A 26260-nucleotide genomic window follows, 5' to 3' on the forward strand; every position below is an offset into this window, starting at 1 on the left:
TATTGAAGAAATAAATGAAATTTGGGGAAAGGCGATGCTTACTTGAACCTTAGATTATAAGGCTAAAGCATGCTTATTTGAGGGAATACGCCGAGAAAAAGCCCGCTTGATCTTACTTTTTAAGCAGATTTGACGAGATAGGCGAGGAAGATTTGGAGGCTGAGCTTGCTGACTTTGATTCAGTGGCAAAACCTATTTTATTCAAGCCATGACTTTGTGCTGCGGACATCACTTGCGCAATCAACTCAAAACGCGTCGATTTATCGGCGCGTAATAAAATTTCCGGTTGTGGTTTTTGCTTTGCACTTAAGGCAAATCGTTGACCGACGTCATCGATCAAGACTTGTTCTGTATCCCAAAATAATTTGCCATCCGCATTAAAAGACAAAGTAATCGTCTTGACATCTTGCGGTATCGCTTGCGCTTCTGCTTGAGGCAAATCTAAACGTATCGCGTGATTCAGTAAGGGCGCCGCGATAATAAAAATTACGAGCAGAACCAACATCACATCGACCATAGGAGTAACGTTGATATCCGACATCGCCACCAAAGGTTTGCCAGATCGTCCGCCTAAGCTTTTAAATTGACCAAATCCCATAAGATTAGCTTAATTGGTTTTGGTTAAATGGGCATGCAAATCAAAAGCGAAGCCATCTAACTCGGCAAACGTGATGCGATTGATACGATTGAAGGCATTGTAAGCAAGCACTGCTGGAATCGCGACGATCAAACCCAAGCCCGTCATCACCAGCGCCTCACCCACAGGTCCGGCAACCAGATCAATTTGTATCGCGGTCGAACCTGAGACTGCGGTCAGCGCATGATAAATGCCCCACACAGTTCCCAGCAATCCAACAAAAGGCGCAGTCGCACCAACCGATGCAAGCAAGGTTAAGCCCGATTCCAAACGTACCGTCACGCGATTCAGCTCTTCTCGCAATACGCGCGTCATCACATCGGTGGCATCGGTTTTTGCCATAATCGATTTCGCCCTGCTTTGTGGATTGGCTGCAATCAAGCCTTGTTTGGCCAAGGGCGTATAAATATTTTCAACATCAAGCGCATCAAGCAAAGTGACCGCATCTTCTATCGTTGGCGCATTCCAAAATACATGTAGCGCATTCGTGCTGCGGCGGATACGCCAGAAAGACCAGGACTTAGAAAAAATCGTGAACCAGCTCACTAGCGACATTAGAATCAGAAACACGGCAACTGCACGACCTAAATCGTCTAATTGCATCCAATATTGGCTAAGCGTAATCGGCATAAGCGAATCTCTATCCCAGACTTAATTTAATTCAAACCCAGCACGTCGTACATATCAAACAAACCGGTTTGCTTATCCGCCAAGAAGCGTACAGCACGCAAGCTACCATGCGCATAAGTGACGCGGCTTGATGATTTGTGCGTGATTTCAACACGTTCACCAATGCCTGCAAACAAGACTGTGTGATCACCAACAATATCACCCCCGCGTATGGTCGCAAAACCAATGGAAGATGGATCACGCTCACCGGTCACGCCTTCACGTGAAAACACGCCAACTTCTTTCAAATCACGACCTAAAGTATCGGCAATGACTTCGCCCATTTTAAGTGCCGTACCTGATGGCGCATCGATTTTATGACGATGATGGGCTTCGATGATTTCGATATCGTAACCATGCGAAAAACTCTTGGCTGCCATTTCTAGCAATTTCATCGTTACATTCACGCCAACACTCATGTTTGGCGCAAACATAATGGCGGTTTTCTTCGCTGCATCAGCAATCGCTGCCTTACCTGCATCATCAAATCCGGTGGTACCAATGATCATCTTGATGCCGTGCTCGGCACAATATTTCAGATGCTCTAAGGTGCCTTCAGGACGTGTAAAGTCAATCAAAAATTCGGCATCGGCCAGTGCTTTTGCAAAATCAGATTCAATTTGAACCCCCGTCACTTTACCCAATGACAAACCAGCATCTGTACCCAAAAACGCGGATTGCGGAATATCCAAAGCACCTGTCAAGCGTGCATCATCAGCTGCCGCTATCGTTTCAATCAACATTTTACCCATGCGACCAGAAGCACCGGCCACAGCGATTTTCATACTAGACATAATTTAACTCGACTTATTTTTTCTTAGGAGCTTCTTCAGTTGGCATCGATTCGTTGCGCGAGGTAATCGCAGAACTGGTGATATGCGCAAGATATTCTTTCTCGGTTGGCAAATTGCCACCTTCGAAGCGCGCCACAGTATTATCTTTAAAGAAAATTGCCAAGCGGCTTGAAATCACTTCACCGTCTGGCTTTAACATACGGAAAGGATAATCCCAACGATCTTCGTGAAACATATCGGTCAATAGCGCAGTGCCCAATAAGAATCGCACCTGCTCACGCGTCATGCCTTCTTTTAATTGAGAAACCATCTCTTGCGAAACAAAATTACCCTGCTGAATGGAGATACGATAAGGTGAAATCAAACCAAATAGTTTTCCAACACCTGTTGGCTTAACGATTTGTGTTCCCTTAACCGCGTTCGCATCCGCTTCTGCGATTTCTGTTTTTTGAGTTGCACAACCAGATAGCAACACCAACAACGATGTCACAGATAACAAGGCAAATTGACTAGGACTTTTTGTAAACCGGGTGAATCGCATAAACTACCTCAAATTTTCAAGCAAAAATGTCGAACCAAGAAACTTCAGATAAGATAACAGAAATTTCTTACTAAGCTCCAAAACCCGATATCATAAAGCACTTAGCCTTCTTTTGAATGAAAACATGACAAATAACACGCCTGACCTCAAAGCGAGCGGATTAAAAGCGACTCTGCCACGTTTGAAAATCTTAGAAATCTTTCAAAGTAGCACCGTGCGTCACTTAACTGCTGAAGATGTTTATAAAATCTTATTGACTGAAAATATGGATGTCGGGCTGGCGACGGTGTATCGCGTATTAACCCAGTTCGAGCAAGCGGGGTTATTGCATCGCAATCACTTCGAATCAGGCAAAGCGATTTTTGAATTGAATGAAGGTTCGCATCACGACCATTTAGTCTGTTTGGATTGCGGTCGCGTGGAAGAATTTTTTGATGATCAAATCGAAAAACGCCAACATGCAATCGCTGAGGAGCGTGGTTTTGCAATTGCAGAGCATTCTCTTGCTCTGTATGGCAACTGCACCAAAGTGAATTGCGCGAATAAGAAATAGTCACTACAAATTTAAAAAATTCCCAATTGCCAGCGCAAAAATACAAAAAGCGGGTTAGATGCCCGCTTTTTTATATTACTAAATTCATTACGCAAAAATATTCGCGTTCACGAAACCACTTTTGTGGATCAATTCACACCAGAATTTGCTGCCTTCTGCTTGCGATTAGCGCGGACTTTATCTACCACTTTTTCCACGGTATCCAATACTTTTTTAGCGTTAAATGGCTTAATAATATAGCCACTAATTCCACTCTTAACCGCTTCCGCCACGACTTCTTGATCGGTATTTGCAGTGACCATCAACACAAATACATCGTGCATTACCATGCGTATGCTTTTCAATGCCTCAATTCCGCTGACTTTAGGCATGACAACATCTAGCAGAATAACATCCGGCTTCAGTCGCGTTGCCATTTCTAGTGCGCTATCGCCATCCAAGGCTTCACCAACCACGTTATAGCCATCATGGCGCAAAATAACACGTAGAGTTTCACGTGTCATATCATTGTCGTCGACAATCAATACGGAAATATCTTTATAGTCTGCCATTTTTTATACGAAAAATTATTTTATACCTAGTGAATTCATTGCGTCTCCAAACTCACCAAGCAATTAATGAAGCAATTGAAGGGACAATCAATGATTCAACGCATTTGACAAGAGTTTAGCGGTAATATCAACAATTGGTATCACTCTTTCATAAGCCATACGCGTAGGACCGATCACCCCCAACGTCCCAACAATTTTACCATTGACCTCATAGGGTGCGGTAACAACGCTCATCTCTTCCATTGGAACCAGTTGAGATTCGCCGCCGATAAAAATACGCACGCCAGAAGCATTACTAGAGACATCCAATAACTGCATTAAACCACTCTTTTGTTCAAACAAATCAAACAAACGACGTAAAGAAGTCATATTCGATGATAAATCACTGACATTGAGCAAATTACGCTCACCTGAAATGACCATATCCTCGCTACTCTCGGCCATCGCTTCGCTACCAGCTTGCAAGGCCGCGTGCATCAAACGATTCATATCGCCTTGCAGCTCACGCAGCTCGCGTTTGATATTCACACGTGCCTGATCAAAACTTTGCCCACCAAAATTTTGATTCAAATAATTAGCGGCTTGAATTAATTGCGACGGTGTGTAGTCGACATCAGTTAACAATAAGCGGTTGTGCACTTCATCATTCGGTGCAACGACCACGAGTAAGATACGCTTTTCTGACAAGCGTAAAAATTCAACCTGTTTAAATACCGACTCTTGCCGGGCTGTCATGACCACACCAGCAAATTGCGACAATGACGACAACACTTGCGCTGCATTAGCAATGATCTTTTGTGGTGACCCAGCAATGATCGACGATGGCATTCGTGCACCTAAAGCACTTTCAAGCACAGACTCATCAAGCTCTTGCACCGTCAATAGCTGATCCACAAACACGCGATAACCACGCGGAGTGGGGATGCGACCAGATGAGGTATGCGGACTGGTGACAAATCCCATTTCCTCCAGATCGGACATCACATTACGAATGGTTGCCGGTGACAATTCCAAACCAGATATCTTGGAAAGTTCACGTGAACCAACTGGCTGGCCGTCGGCAATATACCGTTCCACCAGGGCTTTTAAGAGAGTTTGAGCGCGATTATCGAGTTGCATAGTTTTATTTTAGGCTAGCTGTCGCAGAAACGCATTGTTTTTTGCAATATGCCAACAATCATCGAACACTTAGATTGAGTTCGCGCAACAGTTCTTGCAAGTCTTTTACGATAAAGTCGGGCTGAACATCAGCATGTTCTGTCTCTGCCAATGTCATACCGCGACGATTGACCCAAGTTGCCCGCATACCGACTTGCTGTGCTCCAGCGACATCCAGGCGCAAATCGTCCCCCAGATACATCACTTCACTTGGTGCTAATTGCAAGTGCTCTAACATGGCCAAAAATATGCGGGGATCAGGTTTTGCACAACCAAAAGTGTGTGCGGCCAAAGATACAGAAAAATGATTACCCAAACCTATCGCCTCAATATCTGCAAACCCATTAGAAATTGAGCCCAGCTGGTAGCTGTCTTTCAACACGCCAAGAGCGGGCATGACATCGGCAAAAAAAGTGACTTGATTACGTGCATGGGCAAACACTTGCATCGCTTGATCTGCCAGATCAGGCGATGCATTATGTTCTGCAAAGACCTGTTTTAACAAAGTATGGCGTAAAGCCCACAAATCATAGCTAAATCGCGCATCTGTCTTTACCAAAGCCTGCCGCCGCTCACGTAAAGCATCGATCGAATACGTCGAAGCAAGTGCTGGAAGCTGTTGGGCAATCCATGCATGCAAAGTTGCTTCGGCTTGTTGAATCACCGGTGCCACAGGCCACAATGTATCGTCCAGGTCGAAAATCAGCGCTTTGATAGTCATCATAAAATTGTGTCAAATAGGTGCTGCAGTGTAATCAAAAATGCGCTTCTAATTTTCCCAATACCTTACAAGTTGGCATTCAATGCGCGCAAGTCCCAAACCGACTGTTTCGCGCCACATAAAGTCAACATATATTGGCGATACACTGCAGGCAGATGACGCCCCGCAACTGTCCCTATATCACGCAACCAGCCTACCGGATAATGCGATTGATATAAGGGTGTCATGATGCGACTCGCCATTTGATAATAAGCGATGTGTCGACGACGACGTGTCGAAAATTGCGCGAAAGCTTCGTGAATTTGGGAAGGCCCAACATCATGACGCCCACCGGTAGATTGTTCTAGACACTGCGCCAACACCGTAGCGTCAATCAAAGCCATATTTGCACCCTGCCCCAACTGTGGACTCATCGCGTGCGCGGCATCTCCCAAGACAACCACCGCTTGTTGATGATAGGACGACAGCCTGACATCGGCATATTCCGCTACCGCTACTGTCGTCTGCGTTGAATTGGCCAGCCAATCCGCAACTTCAGGCCAAATTTCAGCAATACGCGTGACCAATCCAACCATACCGGCTTGCTGATAGGCATCCAACGATGATTTAGGCAAACTCCAAAACAAGGAATAGCAAGTTTTCTGTGTAAGAGGGTTCAACCCAGTTGGCAAGATTCCCAGCATAACTCGGGCACCACGATAGCGTTGCATCAATATGTGTGGAAATGGCCAGTCTTCTTTATCTAATACGGCCCAATAAGCTCCCCAAGGATACGGTCGGTGCCTCTGCTTTAGTTGCAAACGATCTCGCAAAGACGAACGCGTTCCATTTGCAACGATCAAACCATCTGCCACCAATTCCCCAAGTTGATGATGCACTAGAACTTGACCGGAATGCAGCTCAAAATCAGAGACACCATTTCCCAAATGCATAGTGACACCCAAATCACGTGCACAATTCCATAAAATTTGATGCAAATGCGCTCGATGTATACCCAAGCCATGCCAGTCTTGTTGCACCGACGCGTAGTGTAGATCTAGTGTCTTCCAAGAACCAGAGTATCCTTCCAAACTATGTACCACAGCAGCCTTCTCACGAACTTCACCGAGCAAGCCTAAGTTGTCCAACATCGCTTGCCCGCTAGGCTGCAACAACAGACCTGCACCTACCGGGATGGGGTCAGCAACTTGTTCAAAGATACTTACCTTTTGTCCTTGGCGGGTCAGTAAAATAGCGCTAGCAAGTCCGGCGATTCCAGCACCTGCAATAACAAAATGTGCCATAAAAAAATAATGAATTTAAGTTGTGTTCATTATACGATTAGCGGCAGATAGATTAGTTTGTTAATTTAAGCTGGAAATTCATCGGCCAATGATTTCGCAAATCCGCCATTCCCATATCCAATCAAAATCAACTTGAAAAATTTATGATGCCTTTCACCATACAACAAGCCAGCGTGCATGACGTCGACTTGATCGCTCCCCTGTTTGATGCCTATCGTGTGTTCTACCAACAAGCAAGTGATCTACACTTAGCTAAAAAATTTTTGCATGAACGATTGCAGCAACAACAATCAAACATTTTCTTTGCAATTGACCAGACAAATCAAGGGCTAGGATTTGTCCAACTCTACCCTAGCTTCTCATCTGTTTCTGCTAAACGCCTTTGGATCTTAAATGACTTATATGTCGCCGAATCGGCCAGACGCTTAGGTGTTGCAAGACAACTCATGTTGCGTGCCAGGGCATTCGCGATACAGACAGGCGCCAAGGGCTTGTTTCTCGAAACCACGCACGACAATCACCAAGGACAAAGTTTGTATGAATCACTGGGCTACCTGAGGAATAGCGAATATTATTATTTCCTTGACTTACAAGATCAGCTGGTTTCACCGACTGATGCATGAGGATCGACCATGCTCGCAAATGGCTAGCCAATGCTTAGTCACAACAAAGCGCATTCTTTAAGATCACTTTAATCATTGGACACATCCAATTGGCGAAGAATAGTGTAATCTAAAGCCTTCTCCCTATCTTCACATATGCCCTATGACAACAACACCCAAAACCATTGCCTTGATCGGAAAATACAATGCACTTGGCATGGGTGAATCTTTAAATGAATTAGCGCACTCCCTCAGTGCTGCTGGTCACACGGCTTTGTTTGATCATGATTCAGCACACAATTTAGCCTTAAATGATTTTCCAGCGCTATCCGTCGCAGACATTGGGCGTACTGCAGACATTGCCATCGTACTTGGTGGCGATGGCACTATGTTGGGAATTGCGCGTCAATTGGCGCCTTACGACGTACCATTGATCGGAATTAATCAAGGACGCCTCGGCTTCATTACCGATATTCCGCGCGACCAAATGATTCCTGCCGTGATGAAAATTTTGAATGGTGAGCACATCGCAGAACAGCGTTGCATGCTAGAAGCCATCGTGGTTCGCGATGGTGAACAGATTTTTAGTGGGGTCGCTTTTAACGATATCGTTTTATCCCGGGGTGCAGGCTCAGGCATGATTGAATTGCGAGTCGAGGTCGATCAACATTTTATGTACAACCAACGCTCTGATGGTTTGATTGTATCAACACCGACCGGCTCTACCGCTTACGCGCTTTCAGCTGGCGGTCCCTTGCTTCATCCAAGTTTGGGTGGCATCGTAATGGTGCCAATTGCACCACATGCTTTATCCAATCGTCCGATTGTTTTACCAGAAACCAGTGTCATCAGCGTTGAAATCGTAGCAGGACGTGATGCTAGTGTGAACTTTGATATGCAATCTTTTGCCAATCTCAATCATAAAGATAAAATTATTATCAGTCGATCTACCCACCACATCACCTTCTTGCATCCAGAGGATTGGAACTACTACCATACTCTGCGCGAAAAACTCCACTGGAATGAATACCCGTCAGTGGAAGGTGCATTGAACTAAATTTGTCCCGCAAAGTCCTGTGAATAAATACAGTATTTTGTCGCACTGCACTCGATACCCTGAGGTAAAATACGCGCAATTGCGCCCTCACCTCAACTCACTCATACAGATGAAAACCTATGCTGCGTACGCTTGCGATTCGTGATTTTGTTATCGTTGATGCGATAGAACTAGAATTTTCTGCTGGCTTTACCGTATTTACCGGTGAAACTGGTGCTGGCAAATCCATTTTGATCGATGCGCTTGCATTAACTTTGGGCGGGCGTGGTGATGCCAGCATGGTTCGAGAAGGTGCACAAAAGGCCGATATCAGCGCCGAGTTTTCTTGCAACTCCGCCACCTCGACTTGGCTACTAGAACATGACTTCAATGCCGAAGACGGACAACTTTTGATACGTCGAGTGATCGACAATGCTGGGCGCTCTAAAGCTTATATCAACGGTATCAGTGCAACCGCAGCCCAACTACGTGAACTCGGTGAATATCTGGTGGACATTCATGGCCAACACGCGCATCAATCATTACTAAAAAGTGAAGCGCAGCGGAATTTACTCGACATGCAGGCTGGCTTACAAAGCCAGACCAGTAAGGTCGGTAGCTTATACAAGCACTGGCGTAATTTGGCGAAGCAACGCGAAGAATTCGAACAGAACGCGAAAAACATCCTGCAAGAACGTCAGCGCCTGGAATGGCAAGTTGGCGAGCTCGACAAACTGCAACTCAAAAAAGGGGAATGGGATGAAATCACACAAGAACATAGCCGTTTAGCGCATGCCGCCAGCTTATTAGAGGGCGCACAAGAAGCGGCGGATACGATTTCTGAATCGGATCACCCTGTCCTTTCGCAAGTATCTGCATTACTACAAAAACTCGGCAGATTAGAAGAGTATGACAATAAACTCAAACCCATTCTAGAATCACTCGAATCAGCGCGCATCAATCTTCAAGAATGTGCCTACGCATTAAACGACTATCTCAACCGTGTCGAACTTGATCCGGCTAGATTGCGACAAGTTGAACAGCGGGTAGAAAACCTACACAGCACCGCGAGACGCTTTCACGTCGAACCAGAAGGTTTGATCTATGAGCTAGAAAATTTGCGGCAGCAATTAGCGCAACTATCGGGTGCGTCTGACATCGAATCATTGAAACAACAGGAAGAGCTGGCCTTTCAAGCTTACCTGAAAGAGGCAAAAATGCTCAGCGAAAAACGACAAGTTATCGCAGGTGATTTAGGGCTAGCAGTCACCAATGCGATGCAAGACTTGAGCATGGCGGGTGGTCGTTTCGCGGTTGACCTGGTCGCCTGCGAACCAAGTGCCAGCGGCTTGGAAAATATTGAGTTCATGGTCGCCGGGCACGCTGGTGTGCAATTACGGCCACTTGCAAAAGTCGCCTCCGGAGGTGAGTTAGCCCGCATTTCTTTAGCAATCTCGGTGATTACATCTTGTGCTACGGCCACGCCTACACTCATCTTCGACGAAGTGGATAGCGGTATCGGTGGTGCTGTTGCAGAAGTCGTCGGGCGTTTATTGAAACGTCTAGGTCAAGACAGACAAGTATTGTGTGTGACCCATTTGCCGCAAGTTGCCAGCCAGGGCAATCAGCACTTTGAAGTCAGCAAAACGCAAGAAAATAATAAAACCTTTTCGCAAATTCATGCACTGGATAATAAACAACGCGTGGAAGAAATCGCACGCATGTTGGGTGGCTTAGAGATTACCGCAACCACGCGCAAACATGCTCGCGAACTACTCGCTTTATAAAACTTAACGACTTCGATAGCGCTAACTTTTCGCACAAAAAATCAACGCACTCAAATCAATGAAAGTTCGCCATGACATTCCTCAAAGAACCTGATTACGCACACGGAAAGCTCGTAAAGACGGCCGTCGTCTTAATTAATCTCGGTACACCAGATGCACCAACGCCCAATGCGGTCAAACGTTATTTGAAACAATTCTTGTGGGACCAACGTGTCGTTGAAATTCCGCGCGCTGTTTGGTGGATGATTTTAAACTTCATCATATTGCCTTTCCGCTCCAAAAAATCAGCAGAAAAATATGCTTCCATCTGGACGAATGAAGGCTCGCCTTTACTCGTTCATACACGCAAACAAGCAGTGCTACTCAAAGGCTATCTGGGTGAACGTGGACATGAAGTAAACGTCGTCCACGCGATGCGTTATGGTTCGCCGTCTATCCCAGAAGTGCTAGCCCAACTGAAGACAGAGGGCTATGAACGCATCTTAATTTTACCTGCCTACCCACAATATTCAGCGACTACCACAGCCTCGAATTTTGACGCTATCACACAACATTATCAACAAACCAGAAATGTACCTGAGCTACGATTCATTAAGCATTATCACGATCACCCCAGCTACATCCATGCATTAAAAAATTCTATTCTGCGCGCGTGGGAACAAAATGGAAAACCAGAAAAACTCGTCATGAGTTTTCATGGATTACCGAAAGCATTTTTATTGCGTGGCGATCCGTATCACTGTGAATGCTATAAAACTGCACGCCTGTTAGCCGAACAATTAGGATTGAGTAAGGAAGATTATGTCGTCACTTTTCAATCACGCTTAGGGCGTGCCGAATGGCTGCAACCGTACACCGAACCAACCGTGCAAGCACTAGCTAAGCAGGGCATCAAGCGCATCGACGTCGTTTGCCCTGGCTTTTTAGCAGATTGTTTAGAGACATTGGAAGAAATTGCCATTGAAGTACGTCAGGCTTTCTTAACTGCTGGCGGTCAAACCTTCAATTACATTCCTTGTTTAAATGAATCGCCTGACGCCTTACGTGCCTTAGCAGAAATCAGCGAACAACATTTAATTGGTTGGCCAACGATGGTCACGACCAGTATGCGCGAACAAGAAAAACAAAATGCATTAATTAGCCGTAGCGAAGCAAAACGATTCGGTGCCGATCACTGATGTCCACAAAGATGTCCACCAGCACTTATGTCATTGGCGATGTACAAGGCTGCTACGATCAGCTAGTTGAATTACTAGCCAAAATCGATGCAATAACACCGCAAGCACGTTTACTGTTTGCTGGCGATCTGATCAATCGCGGACCAAAATCACTCGACACCTTGCGTTTGATCAAAGGCTTAGGGGCGCGTGCAGAATCAGTATTAGGCAACCATGATTTGCACCTGCTTGCAGTCGCATGCGGTGCTCGGCAATTACATCGTAGCGATACGCTAGGCGCGATACTCGCAGCAGACGATAGGGAAGAGTTATTAGATTGGCTGCGCCATCGACCGATGGCATTAGACATCGGCGAACATCTTCTAGTACATGCTGGCGTTTTCGCCAATTGGGATAAAGTAAAAACACTCAAACTAGCGCAAGAAATCGAAATCGAATTGCGTAGCGAAAGATGGCAAGACTTGCTACGCAATATGTACGGCAACACGCCAGTCATTTGGCACGATCAGCTTCAAGGTACAGAACGTCAACGTTGCATCATCAACGCCCTCACTCGGATGCGTTTTTGTCATGCGGATGGCAGTATGGACTTTGATCTCAAAGAAGGCACCGCCAAAGCACCCGAACATTTACTTCCGTGGTTCGATTTGCCAGAACGCTTAAGCCAAGACTGCACAGTCGTTTTCGGGCACTGGTCAACGCTGGGATTAGTTTTGCGCGACAATCTTATTAGTCTCGACACGGGCTGCGTGTGGGGCGGTCCATTGACTGCTGTACGATTATCTGATCGACTGGTTTTACAGGTGCAAGGTCCACAGCATCAGGTGCCGTTTTAAGTCATCCCTTGCCATCTTCAGCCATACCGATAAGAAAAAAATGACGCCAAACCCAATATCAAATTTCACATTTAAAATAATATCGCTCATTTCGCAAATTCGATGGAGTAGTTATTTCAAGTTGTTAGGCTTTGCACTACTAACATCACTATTTGCCAGCAAGTTCATTACAAACGTTTCGTTACGACACAATGTCAGAGATGGTTTATTACTTATTTTTTTATTGGCGTGCTCCGCCAAAGAATTGATCGACACACCAGCCAACTGGACAAGAGCAAAAAATAGTTATCGTTTGTCAAAAAAATTTTGGTTAGCCAGCTACGAACTGTTCCCCGCTGAATTCCGTGGATGGATACGTAGCTTTTTACAAATACAAAAAGCCTGTTGGCGCAATTCAAGTATTACCTTAGAAACAACAAAAACAAACGAATTCACTTATTTAAAAAACGGCATGTATTCCAGCCTTTTTGCCATCGCTGTGGTTTCATGTCTTGGCGAAATTCCATTTTCTTTATTGCTCGTAAATTTACTTAAACTGAATCCTAGCACTAGCAACATCATTCATCTAGTAACGATACTTGCCGCCATATTGACGATCACCAGCCTAATCGGCGACAAACGTCTAATGGGAAAAGCGGTGCACACGATAGAAAATAACATCTTAGTTCTCCAACTTGGTGCACGAGCAAAAGCAAAAATACCACTTTGTGCAATCGCTCAAGTTGCACTGTTCGACCCAAGAAATATGCCCCTTCTTGGATCCAATATTGGTTCTATCAAAATCACACCGTTTGATAGCCCCAATATAATTCTTCAACTTAAACCTACGATTGACCAAGGGAATCAAATCTACTTTGAAGAATTTAGCTCAATTCGTCCAGATATTCGTACAGTTTATTTGTATGTGGATTCACCTGCGAAGCTGCTCAATGCATTGGCAGCAATAGAATCAGCTTAATTATTTGTGCATTTACAGCGTTTCAATGTTCACGCCCAACGCATCCGCAACCACTTGACGTGATGCCAGTGCAAGCTCACGACGATGCGCGCCTTCGGTTGGTATACTTGGTAATTGAATCAATTCAGCAGTGATTTCACCTGCTGCCAGAATCAATTTCATACTCTCGGCAAAAGTCATTTCGCCTATAAAATCCGCCGCGGAATGTAGCTGTCCTTGCGCATCAACATAACGCACTGCAAAAGGCAAAACTGGCACCTTAGCTTCAATCGCAGCTTCAAATAAATTCGCGTGAAAAGGTAAGAGACCACCTTGTGCCCCGGTCGTGCCTTCAGGGAAAAAAGCGATGCGTTTGTTTTGTTCTAATTGATGTACTAAGCCTTCGTAAATGCGGCGCACTTCACGTTGCTTGCCTCGCGCTAAAAAGATCGTGCCTGCTTGTGCACTTAACCAACCTGCGATCGGCCAACTGCGAATATCGGCTTTTGCCACGAAGTGACAAGCTTGCCAGGAATTGATCACAAAAATATCTAACCACGACACATGATTGGCGATAATCAAAGCGTGATCGGCAAGCTGTCCGCCACTTTGATCAATGAACTTAACGCGGACTTTACATAGACTGAGTAATTGATGCGACCATCGACGCACTAAGGCGTCACGTTTTGGTGCAGAGATCCAAGGAAAGATAAAAGCACAAGTGCATACGCCAGTCAGAACGTGCAATAAGACGCGGGCGAAACGCAATTTAGGCATGGATCACCAAGTAGAAATAAATTTAAAAAAGAAATGCAGACAGTGCGAAAAAGACGAAAGCGTGATTTTGTATTACTTTCAGTTTTTAAAATTCCCTCAATTTTATTTTTAAGGGAATTTCGCTTTCATGCTTATAAGGTGCTGTAAGCAACACGGCCATCAACGATCGTCGCCTTCACCAAGGCAGGTAATTCATAACCAATAAATGGCGTATGTTTACCTTGACTCACTAGCGCATCCGCCTTTACAGTCCAACGCGCCGCAGGATCGAAGATACAGATATCTGCCGCCGCACCAACTTTCAGCTGACCGCACGCTAAGCCGACTAAAGCAGCCGGGTCACAAGTGATCTTAGCAATGGCTTGTGCCAAACTAATCGCACCACGGCTATCATCAGACCACTTCACTGCCAAAGACAACAATAACTCCAAACCAGTCGCACCTGCTGATGCTTCGGCAAATGGCAATGCTTTTTCATCGTCATCGACTGGCGTATGGTCCGAACAAATCGCATCAATGGTGCCATCAGCCAATGCCGCTAAAATCGCATCACGATCGCGCTGACTGCGTAACGGCGGCGTTAGCCTTGCATTTGAATCAAAGTAACCAATATCCGTGTCAGTCAGATGCACATGGTGGATTCCAACATCACAAGTCAATGCCAAACCTTCTTTTTTCGCTTGGCGAATTAATTCTAAACCAGCAGCGGAAGAAATTCTGCACAAATGCACGCGTGCTCCAGTTGCGCGCATCAATTCAAACAAAGTGTGCATCGCGATCGTTTCTGCCATCACAGGCACACCTGACAGACCAAGACGTGATGCCAAGGGACCGCTATGCGCAACACCACCTTTACCGACAAAAGCATCTTGTGGACGAAGCCACACCGTGTAAGCAAAAGTCGCTGCGTACGATAAGGCGCGTTGCAAGACATTGGTATCAACAATGGGTTCTTCTGCTTGCGAAAAACCTACACACCCTGCCTCGGTCAAGGCCGCCATTTCAGTCAGATTTTGTCCATGCAATCCAACTGTCAACGCACCAAGTGGGTAAACATGCGCTTTGTGCTGCATCTTGGCACGTTGTTTTAGCATTTCAACCAAACCCGCTTCATCTAACACAGGATCGGTATCTGGCGGGCAGACTAGGCTGGTAACACCACCACGCATAGCTGCTTGCAATTCTGATTCTAAGGTTGCTTTGTATTCGAAACCAGGCTCACGCAGTCGCGCACTCAAATCCACAAAACCTGCTGTGACAACGTAGCCACCGGCATCGATCGTTTGTGCCGCAACAAAATCAGCGGGAGCAACACCAACAGCAACAATTTTACCAGTGCTGATGAAGACATCTTTCACTGCATCCAAACCACTCGCAGGATCGATCACACGACCGTTTTTAATATGAAGATTCATTTACGTTCTTTCCGAAAATTCTTGTCTTAACTTGTTGTCTTAGCTTGTTATCTTAACTTGATCTGATATGCGGAATATTTTAGGCATTGCTACCAGAAACAATACTCATCACGGCCATCCGCACCGCGATACCAAAAGTCACTTGCGGCAAGATCACAGCTTGCGGACCATCAGCTACCGCTGAATCAATTTCTACACCGCGATTCATCGGACCTGGATGCATCACGATGGCATCTGGCTGCGCCAACGCCAAGCGCTCTGGCGTCAAACCATACTGCTTAAAATATTCTTGGGTCGATGGCAGTAAAGCGCCATTCATACGTTCATTCTGTAAGCGCAACATGATCACCACATCAACGCCTTGCAAGCCTTCGTTCATGTTAGTAAACACACGCACGCCCATTTGTTCCAAACCACCAGGCAACAAAGTACGTGGTCCAATCACGCGCACTTCTGCGGCACCCAGGGTAGTCAATGCGTGAATATCAGATCGGGCGACTCGGCTGTGCAAGACGTCACCGACAATCGCCACGGTCAAATTACTAAAGTCTTTTTTGTAGTGACGGATGGTGTACATGTCCAACAAGCCTTGTGTCGGATGCTCATGTCGTCCGTCGCCTGCATTCACCACATGGACGTGATGTTGTTTGGTATCGTTTAAATGCTGTGCAATCAAGAATGGTGCGCCTGAAGTCGCGTGACGTACCACAAACATATCCGCGTGCATCGCTGCCAAATTATCGATCGTGTCTAATAAAGATTCACCTTTACTGGCACTGGATGCAGCAATATTTAAATTGATGACATCAGCTGACAAACGCTTAGCCGCGATTTCAAATGTCGTACGGGTGCGGGTAGAATTTTCGAAGAATAAATTGAATACACTCTTACCGTGCATCAGCGGAACCTTCTTCAACTCACGCTCACCGATACTGACAAAAGACGAGGCAGTATCGAGAATGTGATTGATTATCGATTTCGGCAAGCCATCGATGCCCAACAAGTGTTGTAGTTCGCCATTTTTATTTAACTGTGGATTTTTCATCATTGCTCTTCAAATTATTTTAGAGGATACACTGCGTGCTTTACATCTGAAGCTTTGCAGCTATTCATCATTTTTCATCACAAGACTGCACACAATGGAACGCCATTTTTCCCATTACATTAAGTGCGATTGCCAACACCTTCGGTCTGATCAAAATATTGCTGCAATATCACTGCAGCAGCCTGATCATCGATTCTTTCACCCTGCTTCGCCTGCAGAACAGCGGAAGAATATCGCTCATCCACCAAAACGACTTTGACGCCATAACGCCCATGCAATTGATTCGCGAATCGCTGACAACGCACCGTCATTTCATGCGCAGCACCATCAGGATGCATAGGCAAACCTACCACACACAAGGCTGGTTGCCACTCCTGAATGAGCTCAGCAAGTGCCTCAAATTTCGCATCATTACTTGGTGCACTAATAATGGTTAATGCTTGGGCTTGACGGATCAAGGTATTGCCAACGGCGACACCAATACGTTTCAAACCAAAATCAAACGCTAGGATAACGCCGCTGATGTTGGTCGAATCTAGCGTTGCCATCAAGCATGCCCCGCAACGGAGGCAAGCATGAGCGGATCGAATCCTAGTAATTTCATCGCTGCATCGAAACGCTCTTCCACTGGGGTATCAAACATCACACCCAAATCGGCGGGCACCGTTAACCAGCCATTCGCTAGTATTTCTTTTTCTAGTTGACCCGCATCCCACCCAGCATAACCGATGCTCAATAGCAAGCGTTGTGGCGCCTCACCTGCAGCAAGCGATTCTAAAATATCACGAGATGTGGTGAAGGAAATATCATCACTGACTTTAAGCGAAGATGAAAATTGACCGACATTAGCGTGCAACACAAATCCACGGTCACTTTGCACCGGACCACCAAACAGCACAGGCCTTTGTCCTAATGGATGTGAGTTAGGAATAATTTCTAATTGCAAGTCAATACGATCAAATAATTCGGCAATCGTCATATCTGTAGGACGATTAATCACCATACCCATCGCACCACGCGCATTGTGTTCACACAGATAAATGACAGTGCCACCGAAAATCGGATCAAGCATACTAGGCATAGCAATCAAGAAATGATTGCTGAGATTGAGTGCATGGTCTTCAGTGTCTACACTTGAGGTACCCATGTTACGTTGAATTGTTTGTTCTAAAGTATCGGAAAAATCATGCGCAAGGAGTTCAATTTCCTCGTCATCAAAGTCCTCAACTGGGGAGTTTATGGGTGTTCGCTTCTTCATCCCTGTATTTTATCAGTTTTAGTCGAGTTTTATGATCTGTGCTATGGTCTCGCTCTGATAGAAAATCCTGAACATACGATCCCAATCGATATCAATATCATAAAAAGTGTTCGCATCGCCCTCTAATAAATTAGCTAATTGAAAATATGACTTACACGAAAAGCTTAGTCTGGTTTCGCCGTGATTTACGCCATTTCGACAACGCAGCGCTGTATCAAGCCTTAAAACAATCACCATCTTGTTATTGCGTATTTGTTTTCGACAAGACCATCTTACAAGCATTACCAAAGCGTGATCGCCGCGTGCAATTTATTCATCAGAGCGTGCAAGAATTACGCGAAGAATTAGCGGCAATAGGCACTCACCTGATTGTATTGTATGGCGATCCAACTGAAGAAATTCCACGTCTTGCTGCAGAATTAGCGATAGATGCAGTATTCGTCAATCGCGACTACGAACCGGCGGCAATTCAACGTGACCAAGTGGTACAACAAGGTTTAGCCAGCTTCAATTGCCAGCTCATCGCTTGCAAGGACCAGGTGATTTTTGAAATCGATGAAGTATTAAGCTTGGCAGGCAAACCGTTTTCTGTTTTTACCCCATACAAAAATGCTTGGTTAAAGAAATTGGCCTCTGAAACCGATGGCGAACCAGATTTCTATTTCAAGCCTTATCCCATCGCAAAATATGCTGCGCATTTTGCCAAACACGTCGCAACTGAGATGCCGACACTTTCAGCTATGGGCTTCGAATCGCTTGATGAACAAACATTCAAGCTTCATGGTGGCATGCAAGCTGGCGCCAAGCTATTAGATGATTTCCTAACGCGAATCGATCAATATGGTGACGCGCGTGATTACCCGGCAATTAAAGGCCCCTCGTATCTTTCTGTTCATTTACGATTCGGTACGGTATCCATTCGCTATTTGGTTAGCCAAGCAATACGTCATATTCGTATTGCGAATACTTTAGCAGGTGCAAGCGTCTGGCTCTCCGAACTGATCTGGCGCGACTTTTACTTCATGATCTTGCACCACAATCCTCGCGTTGTTGGAAGCGCATTCAAACCAGAATATGATGCAATTCAATGGGAAAGCGGTCAATCTGCCAAGGATATGTTTCAAGCTTGGTGCGATGGCAAAACTGGCTATCCTTTAGTCGATGCCGCCATGCTACAGTTAAATCAAACTGGCTACATGCACAATCGCTTGCGCATGGTCGTTGCAAGTTTCTTGGTCAAAGACCTTGGCATCGACTGGCGCTGGGGGGAGGCTTATTTTGCATTACATTTGAATGATTTCGACTTGTCTGCCAATAATGGCGGTTGGCAATGGGCAGCATCAACTGGATGCGATGCACAGCCCTACTTCCGTATTTTTAATCCGATTACACAATCAGAAAAATTTGATCACGAAGGAAAGTTTATACGACGCTATTTACCACAATTAGCCAGCCTCAATCCCAAGCAAATCCATGCACCTTGGAAGCTAAGTCCCATTGAGTTAACGGCGGCGAATATTCAACTCGGGCTTAATTACCCACATCCGATTGTGGCCCACGATCTTGCCCGTCAAAAGACATTGGAACGATATAGCGTGGTCAAAAAAATCGCACCAACCTAATTCATACACAAATAAAAACGCCTCGATATTCTCGAGGCGTTTTTACGATCACTAGCTATACAAAACTAACTTGACCACACACTAACTTAAGAAACTACTTCAGCCTGTTTATTGACAAATCCACTAATCGCAGCAAGTAAATCATCTTCACGATATGGCTTACCGAAGTACTCATTAACACCAAGTTCAGCAGCATAGTTACGGTGTTTATCCGCAGTACGCGAAGTAATCATGATGATAGGAATGTGGTGAGTTCTTGAATCACTACGCACGTTACGGGTCAAATCGAAACCATCCATACGCGGCATTTCAATATCTACCAACATCACGTCGGGTGTAATCGATTGCAATTGTTCCAGCGCATCAATACCATCTTTTGCCAATACCACCTGATAACCCTCACGCACCAACAAACGTTGCGTTACACGACGCACTGTCAGGGAATCGTCAACCACCATCACAATATGATGCGAACGCAGACCTTGAACTGGTTCAACTTGAGCTGGCACGGTTTGCTTCTCAACCATTTCAGCAACAGCACCCATTTCTGGAGAGCCGCTATCGATATGCGATTCTGGTAACTTAGCACGTTCATGCTCAATCTTCTGCGCCAGTGGGACTGGATTCAGAATCAAAACGATATTGCCAGAACCGAGCACCGTCGCACCAGCGATACCAATCATACGTGCCAATTGTGGTCCAACGTTTTTAACAACCACCTCACGATTACCAATAATTTGATCGACGTGAATTGCTACACGTTCGTTATCGCTCTTCATAATCAAAATCGGCGTGTACTGTTGCGTGTCTGGCGTTGCATCACGTTCACCCAGCATACTTGGTAAATAGTGCAAAGCAACGCGATTGCCTTGCCACATAATGGCGCCATCATTGTACGCAGTTGCCAATGCTGCTGATTTCAATTGCTGTACTTGTTCAACTAGGACGGAAGGCACGGCAAAAGTTTTACCGCCTGCATTCAAAATAACGACTTGCGTCACCGCCAATGTCAAAGGCAAATGAATTGTAAAATGCGCGCCTTTTCCTTCAACGGTGCTGACCGATACGCGACCACCCAAAGACGATGCTTCTGAACGAACCACGTCCATACCGACACCACGTCCGGCTAATTCAGTAACCACGTTTGCAGTCGAGAAGCCAGGTTCAAAAATCAAATTAACGACGTCAGATTCATTCACAAAACTATCGTCCGTTAACAACCCCACGTTCTTCGCTTTTTCGCGGATGCGATCAAGGTTCAAACCCTGTCCGTCATCAGTGAAATGAATAACGACTTCGTTACCTTCTTGGCGAATCTCAATCAATAATTCACCAACTTCATTTTTGCCACGCGCAACACGATCATGACGCGCTTCGATACCGTGCACAATCGCATTCCTTAGCATGTGCTCAAATGGACCCACCATTTTTTCCAAAACGCTACGGTCAATTTCTACAGAAGTACCGCGAATATCTAAGTTGACCCGCTTATCCATTTCCTTCGCGGTCTGACGTGCAATACGATACAGACGTTCAGAAACGCTGGAGAAAGGAATCATGCGTACCCGCATTAAATCTTGCTGCAATTCACGCGTTAACCGTGCTTGTGCATTCAAGTCAATCGTTGCACCTTCGATTGTACGGTTCAAGGCTGTCTGTACGGTTGCGACGTCGCTTACGCTCTCGGCCATCATCCGTGTCAATTCTTGCAAACGAGTGAAGCGATCAAACTCCAAAGGATCAAATTCGCGATCGCCCGAAAATGCCATGCGCGAGGTGATCTGCGTTTCCGCTTGAATTTCGACTTCACGTAACTGGTCACGCAAACGACTGACGTTTTCAGTTAATTCTGATAAGGACGCCTTTAAAGTATCTACCTCATTCTCTAATTTAGAACGGGAAATAGAAACTTCACCAGCTTGATTGACTAAACGATCCAAGATGTCGGCACGCACACGCACTAAAGGAACAGGAGCGGCATTGGTTGGTGCGACGACTTGAGGTGCTGCCTGTCTCAAAGCACGTGACACAATTGCTGGCTTCACCAAATTGGCTGACGCATCTGCAACTGGCTGCACCAAAGCTGATGATGTCACCGGTGCAGGAACAAGGCTTGCTGCTAAAGCATTCTGACCAAGTTCTGCCCCTGCGAGTTGATCTGTGATTGGCGATGAAGATTCAGTAGCAGGTATCGCTGGTTGCTGTAAGGCTTCCTCAAACTGATTCATTTCTTCAGTTGCGGACAACTCGCTCAAATCTGCGTCAGGAGCAACCTGCATCGCCAACTCAGGATTTTGCAAACGCTCAAACAAGTGCATTGCATAATCGTGGCGAGACAGCAAATCTTCCAAAAGTGGCTGACGAATCGTACTACCGGTGTGCATCAAGTTTTCGATACGGGTTTCCATATCATGCGTATGCTGGCCAAGCTGCATAGCACCTGCCATCCTCGCACTACCTTTTACCGTATGCATCAGACGCAAAATGGATTGTGGGATTGCGCCATCTTCAGGACTTTGCTGCCATGAACGTAACAATTGACCGATCATCGGCAATAAATCATTACCTTCTTCCAAAAAGACAGGAAGTAAATCATGATCGATTTCATCGCTGATCTTAAGTTCAATTTCTGAACTAGAACGATCAATGACACTTTCTTGTTCACGTTCTTGCACAGCCGCTATTTCAGCTGGTTGCTCAGTTTTTTCTTCAAACAACATTGATTCAGCAACTGGGGACGCGAACACTGGCTCTTCAACAGCAGGGGCAATTTCCGCAACACTATCAAGCACAAGAGCATCCGTCTGATCCACATCCGGCACTAACGCAGAAACAGTCACATCGTGTTCTGGCGCGTTGACATTCAATGCCGCTGCGGTTTCATGCTCAGCTGTTTCCGCAGCGAGTTCTTCCGCTGCCGCTTCTATCGTCACCAATTCAGATTGAGCTTCAGATCCGACATCGTGCGCCAAATCCGAAACTTCTACTTTGCCTTCTGCATCTTGTTCAGAATCGCTAAATTCAACATCGGCAACTTGTGTTGTCGGAACAGTTAATGTTTCCGCAATATCGGAGAGCTCAGGAATAGTGTCTTCGACGGATAAGTTAATTTCCAACGCATCTACAGTAGGCTCTGAATCGAGTGTGGCAGCATCAACAGAAAAATCTTCTACTTGGGAATCGAGTAAAACTGGATCTAATCGCTCGTTCGTCGAGGTAATGAACTCGCCATCATCACCAACATTTGAGCGTGCAATCACATTTTCCAATAGTTGCGCTAATTGCAGATTTTCGTGCTGAACACGTTCGGCCATCTCTGATAAAGCAAATTTCTGCAACATCGACTTGACGCAATTAACCGTATGATCCAATAAATCAAATTCAGATTCTTCAAGATTGACTGGATGCCGTTCTAAGCGCTGCAATACGTTTTCTAAGCTATGCGCCAGTTCTTGTGCCGCGTACAGACCGACAGTTGCAGAACTACCGGCTAAAGAATGTGCCGCATGAACTGCGTGACGCGATACAGGACGCCTTGGTTCATGTCGCCATTCAGAAAAATCTTGCGCCAAGAAACGCACGATCTCGTCGGTTTCCGCCATATAAATCGTGTGCAGTGGCAAACTAATCTCAATATCGCCAATACGTTTTGTATTATCGGTATCCTTCGCTACTGGCATCGAGAAATCAGGGAACTCAATGATCTTTGCTGTTTGCTGAACCTCAATAATTGGCTCTACAGCTAATTGTGCGGTAAGCTCTTCAGCCGTCTCAATTTCGGCATTGATGTCGAGATCATTAACTTCAGTCGAGTAAGACGCTTGCATGCCAACTTCTGGAACCAAATCAGGATTGATTTTTTGTTCAAAATACTCGATTGGCGGCTCATCCAATTCCTGTACTTCAAATTCAGAATCAAGCAAATGCGCATCATCGACATCAGCAACTAGTTCAGTAACTGCGTCAGTAACTGCGTCAGACTTGTTGATCAATAAGTCTTCACCAAGATCATCGGCGGAGATGAATACTTCAGCGTCCTCATCTTTAGCAATCGTCAGAGTTTCTCCAACCAACTCAAGAGAAGGTGAATCTAGCTCGAACGCTGGAACATTTAGCGTTAATTCTTCATTAGCTTCCGTCTCAACAGGCAACAACGGAACCGCAGTTATTTCGTTCGCTTCTTCGGTCGTTTCTTCGGTTAGATCTTCGATTGGATCTTCTACGCGAATCACGTCAGTAATAGCATCTGCACTTACTCGATGTTCAGTTGTTTCCGCGATCGCTGGCGCTGATAAGGCTGGCTCATCAATTCCGAATTCCAGACCATCTTTCACGCGCAAAGCGGCCGCTATAATCGCATCGGAATTTCTGCTTGAGCTACCTTTACTTTTCAGCTCTTCAACCCAGTTAAACATTTCATCAGTCGCATATTCCAGCAATTGATAAAGCGCCTCAGTACCGGCACGGGACTCAGACAGCCACAAGTTCATCACTTGCTCAATATTCCAAGCACCTTCACCGAACACCATCAAGCCAACCATACGTCCACTACCTTTTAAGGTATGGAAAGAGCGGCGCAAGCGAATCAGGTATTCTTGGTTACTCGTATCATGTCTGGACAGAGGGATATTCTCACGCACAGCACCAAGCACTTCATCTGCTTCCATCAAGAATATTTCTAGAAGCTCGGCATCAATTTCCGCTTCAGTTTCTGGCAATTCATGACTTAATTGGATGTCTGGCGCAGCTTCGACATGAGAAGTAGCTGCAACGATTTCATCAAGTGCCGCAGCCTGCGTCAAATCTGCATGCGCCAGTAAATCAATCGCTGTTTTTGCTCGTGCACTGGCATCGCTATCGTCCAGCAAAGCTGCATAAGAGCGCTCATGATCCAATGAATCTTTTAACTTCGCTTGCAGATCTGAGTCTTCGGGCGCATCCACTAAGGATGCCAGTAAACGTTCTGATTCTTTTTGTTGGTCAATTAAATCCTGCTCTGCAGTTGCCTGAACTATTACAGGATTCGCTTCTAACTGAATCGAAGGCAATAGTTCTTTCTCTGGTGCTTTTTCTAATAATTTAGACTGAAATGATCCCGTTGTTGGATCATAGGTAAAGCGCTTCTTCGCCAATTCTGGCTGATTCTGCAAAGTCTCAATAAAGAACGAAAGCGCGCCAACGTTTTGCGCCACTTTTTGGTGTAAAGCATCCACCTCTGAAGTCGTTAAGTTCTCAACGCCATTAACAAAGGAACTTACAAGTTCACGTGTATGGTTAACAGCAGCCAAGGCATCGTCTTGATCCAATATCGCTAACGCCCCACCGAGCTGTGCAAGAACACCATCAACTGGTGCCAAAATCGCGGTATTAGAAACATCACGGAAATGCTCGTCTAAAGCTTTCTCTGCATGTTTCAAACTTTGCTGCATTTCGTTGACCAACACACCCATCGTTTGACGCTGCTGCGCCTCACGTGAGATCTCACCTATCCATGTGACATGGCCGTCTGGAATTTCGCCACTAACGACGGACAAAAGACGTCCTGATATTTCATCTGCGCGGGCTGAAAAATTAGCGGGTAAATGCGTAATTTGTTCTAAGGAATTCTCAAGAAATAGCAAGCATGTGGCTAACTCCAAGCCCATTCGTTCTTTGTCTTGAGCGCGAACGGCATGGCTTGCAATACCATTTAATTCCTTCAGCAATTTGCTTAATGGCGGAGATTGCAAACCTGTTCCTAGGTCTGCAAGTTCTTTCATCTTCTGAAAAAACTTGTCTGACAAGGCCATATCTCCATTGGAAATACGTCCCCACAAATTCTTAATATTGACAACCAATTCCTTAGCATTTGCCAGCACCGCAGGCGCAATCAAGCCGTATCGTTTTTGATCGTAATCAGCAGGTACGTGGCGATCTAATTGATAAGCTTTGCGAATTTGTGCAACGAATGCAGATGGTTCACGAACTTGTGCAATAAAAAATAAAGCATCACGCAATAAGCGCTCAGGGATACTGGTGTTTCCCTCGACTAAACGACGGATTTGCAAATTAATGCGTCCCCAGATTTGCTTAATGTGCCGTTCATCTCGCGCATCAATCGATGCGGTAGACTCAGCAAATGCGCGCATCACCAACCAAAATGCTTTTGATTGCGATGTTGTTTGTGCTTGTTCAATTTCTCGAATCAACATACTCATTTGATTCGATGCTTCAAGCTTGGCGTCGAGATTCTTACTCGTTAAAACCGTTAACAATAATTTTTCAAAGCGCAAACGAATCGCACCATAATTCACATCAGTTGCACCGCCGGAAAGCGTCAACTCTGGGATCTTCTCTTGAACGGATAATGAAGGGAAAAATAAATCTGCTGGATGAATGCGCTCAGCTCCTTTCAATTCCAGCAAAGCACGATACTCTGGAAACAAGCGCACTGGCTGTTGCGGATTTCCCGCCAACAAATCCTCTAGATAACGTAAAACCGCATAAAACGCATCTGTCATATGCTGTACTGCTATCGCAGATACTTCCAACTTACCTGACTGCATGCGTTCAATTAATTCTTCGACAGTCTCGGTAACAATTGAAACGCCTTCAACTTCGACAATCTGCAAAGCGCCATGTGCCTGGTGCAAATAGCTTTTAGCTTGCAACAAAGCCGTCGACTGAGCATCAGTCTCTTGACTAACCGCATCACTCAACAACTTACCCGCACTAGAAAGTGCTTCCCGTAATTCCGTCATGACCCAAGACAAAGGGGCAATATCAAATTGCTCCTGAGTGGCGTCGAACGTTTTAGAAGAACCAGATGTCATTCTTAAACCCCGCAAACTCTATGGGCGGAAAATCAAATTTTCCGCGTT

The 26260-nt window shown here is 45.5% G+C and carries 22 protein-coding genes; 8 read left to right on the forward strand and 14 right to left on the reverse strand.

Going from position 1 to position 26260, the window contains the following annotated elements; all coding sequences use genetic code 11:
• Positions 1–112 precede the first annotated feature (112 nt).
• The 4 genes from H8K33_RS05925 to H8K33_RS05940 are packed head-to-tail and all read right to left on the reverse strand — an operon-like array spanning position 113 to position 2641.
• Complete coding sequence (locus H8K33_RS05925; RefSeq protein ID WP_246443374.1) at positions 113–598, reverse strand: ExbD/TolR family protein; 486 nt, start codon at positions 596–598, stop codon at positions 113–115.
• Positions 599–607: 9 nt separating this feature from the next.
• Positions 608–1267, reverse strand: a complete 660-nt coding sequence (locus H8K33_RS05930) for a MotA/TolQ/ExbB proton channel family protein (protein ID WP_186890072.1) — start codon at positions 1265–1267, stop codon at positions 608–610.
• A gap of 26 nt (positions 1268–1293) precedes the next feature.
• Positions 1294–2100 (reverse strand): 4-hydroxy-tetrahydrodipicolinate reductase, encoded by an 807-nt coding sequence (gene dapB, locus H8K33_RS05935; protein ID WP_186890073.1) that lies wholly within the window; start codon positions 2098–2100, stop codon positions 1294–1296.
• Between the two features lie 13 nt (positions 2101–2113).
• Positions 2114–2641, reverse strand: coding sequence for an outer membrane protein assembly factor BamE (locus H8K33_RS05940; RefSeq protein ID WP_186890074.1), 528 nt, complete (start codon positions 2639–2641; stop codon positions 2114–2116).
• Positions 2642–2765: 124 nt separating this feature from the next.
• Here H8K33_RS05940 and fur point away from each other — a divergent pair, with 124 nt between their 5' ends.
• Positions 2766–3194: a ferric iron uptake transcriptional regulator gene (gene fur, locus H8K33_RS05945; protein WP_186890075.1), complete on the forward strand. Its 429-nt coding sequence runs from the start codon at positions 2766–2768 to the stop codon at positions 3192–3194.
• 128 nt (positions 3195–3322) lie between these two features.
• Here the strand turns inward: fur and H8K33_RS05950 are convergent, their stop codons facing one another.
• The 4 genes from H8K33_RS05950 to H8K33_RS05965 all read right to left on the reverse strand — a co-directional run bounded on the left by H8K33_RS05950 (position 3323) and on the right by H8K33_RS05965 (position 6907).
• A complete protein-coding gene (locus H8K33_RS05950) occupies positions 3323–3745 on the reverse strand; it encodes a response regulator (protein WP_186890076.1) in 423 nt (140 codons plus the stop codon).
• Positions 3746–3832: 87 nt separating this feature from the next.
• A complete protein-coding gene (gene hrcA, locus H8K33_RS05955; RefSeq protein WP_186890077.1) occupies positions 3833–4864 on the reverse strand; it encodes a heat-inducible transcriptional repressor HrcA in 1032 nt (343 codons plus the stop codon).
• A gap of 58 nt (positions 4865–4922) precedes the next feature.
• Complete coding sequence (locus H8K33_RS05960) at positions 4923–5627, reverse strand: HAD family hydrolase (RefSeq protein ID WP_186890078.1); 705 nt, start codon at positions 5625–5627, stop codon at positions 4923–4925.
• Positions 5628–5689: 62 nt separating this feature from the next.
• The gene (locus tag H8K33_RS05965; RefSeq protein ID WP_186890079.1) at positions 5690–6907 is read right to left on the reverse strand and encodes an FAD-dependent oxidoreductase; all 1218 of its coding nucleotides are present in this window, start codon (positions 6905–6907) and stop codon (positions 5690–5692) included.
• Positions 6908–7050: 143 nt separating this feature from the next.
• Here H8K33_RS05965 and H8K33_RS05970 point away from each other — a divergent pair, with 143 nt between their 5' ends.
• The 6 genes from H8K33_RS05970 (at position 7051) to H8K33_RS05995 (ending at position 13304) form a co-directional block, all read left to right on the forward strand.
• Positions 7051–7530 (forward strand): GNAT family N-acetyltransferase, encoded by a 480-nt coding sequence (locus H8K33_RS05970; RefSeq protein ID WP_222613308.1) that lies wholly within the window; start codon positions 7051–7053, stop codon positions 7528–7530.
• A gap of 142 nt (positions 7531–7672) precedes the next feature.
• Complete coding sequence (locus H8K33_RS05975) at positions 7673–8566, forward strand: NAD kinase (RefSeq protein ID WP_186890080.1); 894 nt, start codon at positions 7673–7675, stop codon at positions 8564–8566.
• Between the two features lie 119 nt (positions 8567–8685).
• Positions 8686–10332: a DNA repair protein RecN gene (gene recN / locus H8K33_RS05980; RefSeq protein ID WP_186890081.1), complete on the forward strand. Its 1647-nt coding sequence runs from the start codon at positions 8686–8688 to the stop codon at positions 10330–10332.
• 71 nt (positions 10333–10403) lie between these two features.
• Positions 10404–11510: a ferrochelatase gene (gene hemH, locus H8K33_RS05985; RefSeq protein WP_186890082.1), complete on the forward strand. Its 1107-nt coding sequence runs from the start codon at positions 10404–10406 to the stop codon at positions 11508–11510.
• Positions 11510–12346, forward strand: a complete 837-nt coding sequence (locus tag H8K33_RS05990; protein ID WP_186890083.1) for a symmetrical bis(5'-nucleosyl)-tetraphosphatase — start codon at positions 11510–11512, stop codon at positions 12344–12346. The genes hemH and H8K33_RS05990 overlap by 1 nt, the downstream gene beginning before the upstream one ends.
• A 292-nt stretch (positions 12347–12638) precedes the next feature.
• Positions 12639–13304 (forward strand): hypothetical protein, encoded by a 666-nt coding sequence (locus tag H8K33_RS05995; RefSeq protein WP_186890084.1) that lies wholly within the window; start codon positions 12639–12641, stop codon positions 13302–13304.
• A 12-nt stretch (positions 13305–13316) separates the two neighbouring features.
• Here the strand turns inward: H8K33_RS05995 and H8K33_RS06000 are convergent, their stop codons facing one another.
• The 5 genes from H8K33_RS06000 to H8K33_RS06020 all read right to left on the reverse strand — a co-directional run bounded on the left by H8K33_RS06000 (position 13317) and on the right by H8K33_RS06020 (position 17667).
• Positions 13317–14060 (reverse strand): lysophospholipid acyltransferase family protein, encoded by a 744-nt coding sequence (locus H8K33_RS06000; protein WP_186890085.1) that lies wholly within the window; start codon positions 14058–14060, stop codon positions 13317–13319.
• A gap of 131 nt (positions 14061–14191) precedes the next feature.
• The gene (locus H8K33_RS06005; RefSeq protein ID WP_186890086.1) at positions 14192–15475 is read right to left on the reverse strand and encodes a dihydroorotase; all 1284 of its coding nucleotides are present in this window, start codon (positions 15473–15475) and stop codon (positions 14192–14194) included.
• Positions 15476–15554: 79 nt separating this feature from the next.
• A complete protein-coding gene (locus tag H8K33_RS06010; RefSeq protein WP_186890087.1) occupies positions 15555–16520 on the reverse strand; it encodes an aspartate carbamoyltransferase catalytic subunit in 966 nt (321 codons plus the stop codon).
• A gap of 119 nt (positions 16521–16639) precedes the next feature.
• Positions 16640–17068, reverse strand: a complete 429-nt coding sequence (gene ruvX / locus H8K33_RS06015; protein WP_186890088.1) for a Holliday junction resolvase RuvX — start codon at positions 17066–17068, stop codon at positions 16640–16642.
• A complete protein-coding gene (locus tag H8K33_RS06020) occupies positions 17068–17667 on the reverse strand; it encodes a YqgE/AlgH family protein (RefSeq protein WP_246443409.1) in 600 nt (199 codons plus the stop codon). The genes ruvX and H8K33_RS06020 overlap by 1 nt, the downstream gene beginning before the upstream one ends.
• Before the next feature lie 257 nt (positions 17668–17924).
• On the opposite strand from H8K33_RS06020, the gene H8K33_RS06025 reads away from it, so the two are divergent.
• The gene (locus H8K33_RS06025) at positions 17925–19400 is read left to right on the forward strand and encodes a cryptochrome/photolyase family protein (RefSeq protein WP_186890090.1); all 1476 of its coding nucleotides are present in this window, start codon (positions 17925–17927) and stop codon (positions 19398–19400) included.
• 86 nt (positions 19401–19486) lie between these two features.
• Here the strand turns inward: H8K33_RS06025 and H8K33_RS06030 are convergent, their stop codons facing one another.
• Entirely contained in the window at positions 19487–26212 is a 6726-nt protein-coding gene (locus H8K33_RS06030) for a hybrid sensor histidine kinase/response regulator (protein ID WP_186890091.1), read from the reverse strand.
• Between the last annotated feature and the right edge of the window lie 48 nt (positions 26213–26260).

The organism is Affinundibacterium amnicola (assembly GCF_014284275.1).
Taxonomy (GTDB): Bacteria; Pseudomonadota; Gammaproteobacteria; order Burkholderiales; family Burkholderiaceae_D; genus Undibacterium; species Undibacterium amnicola.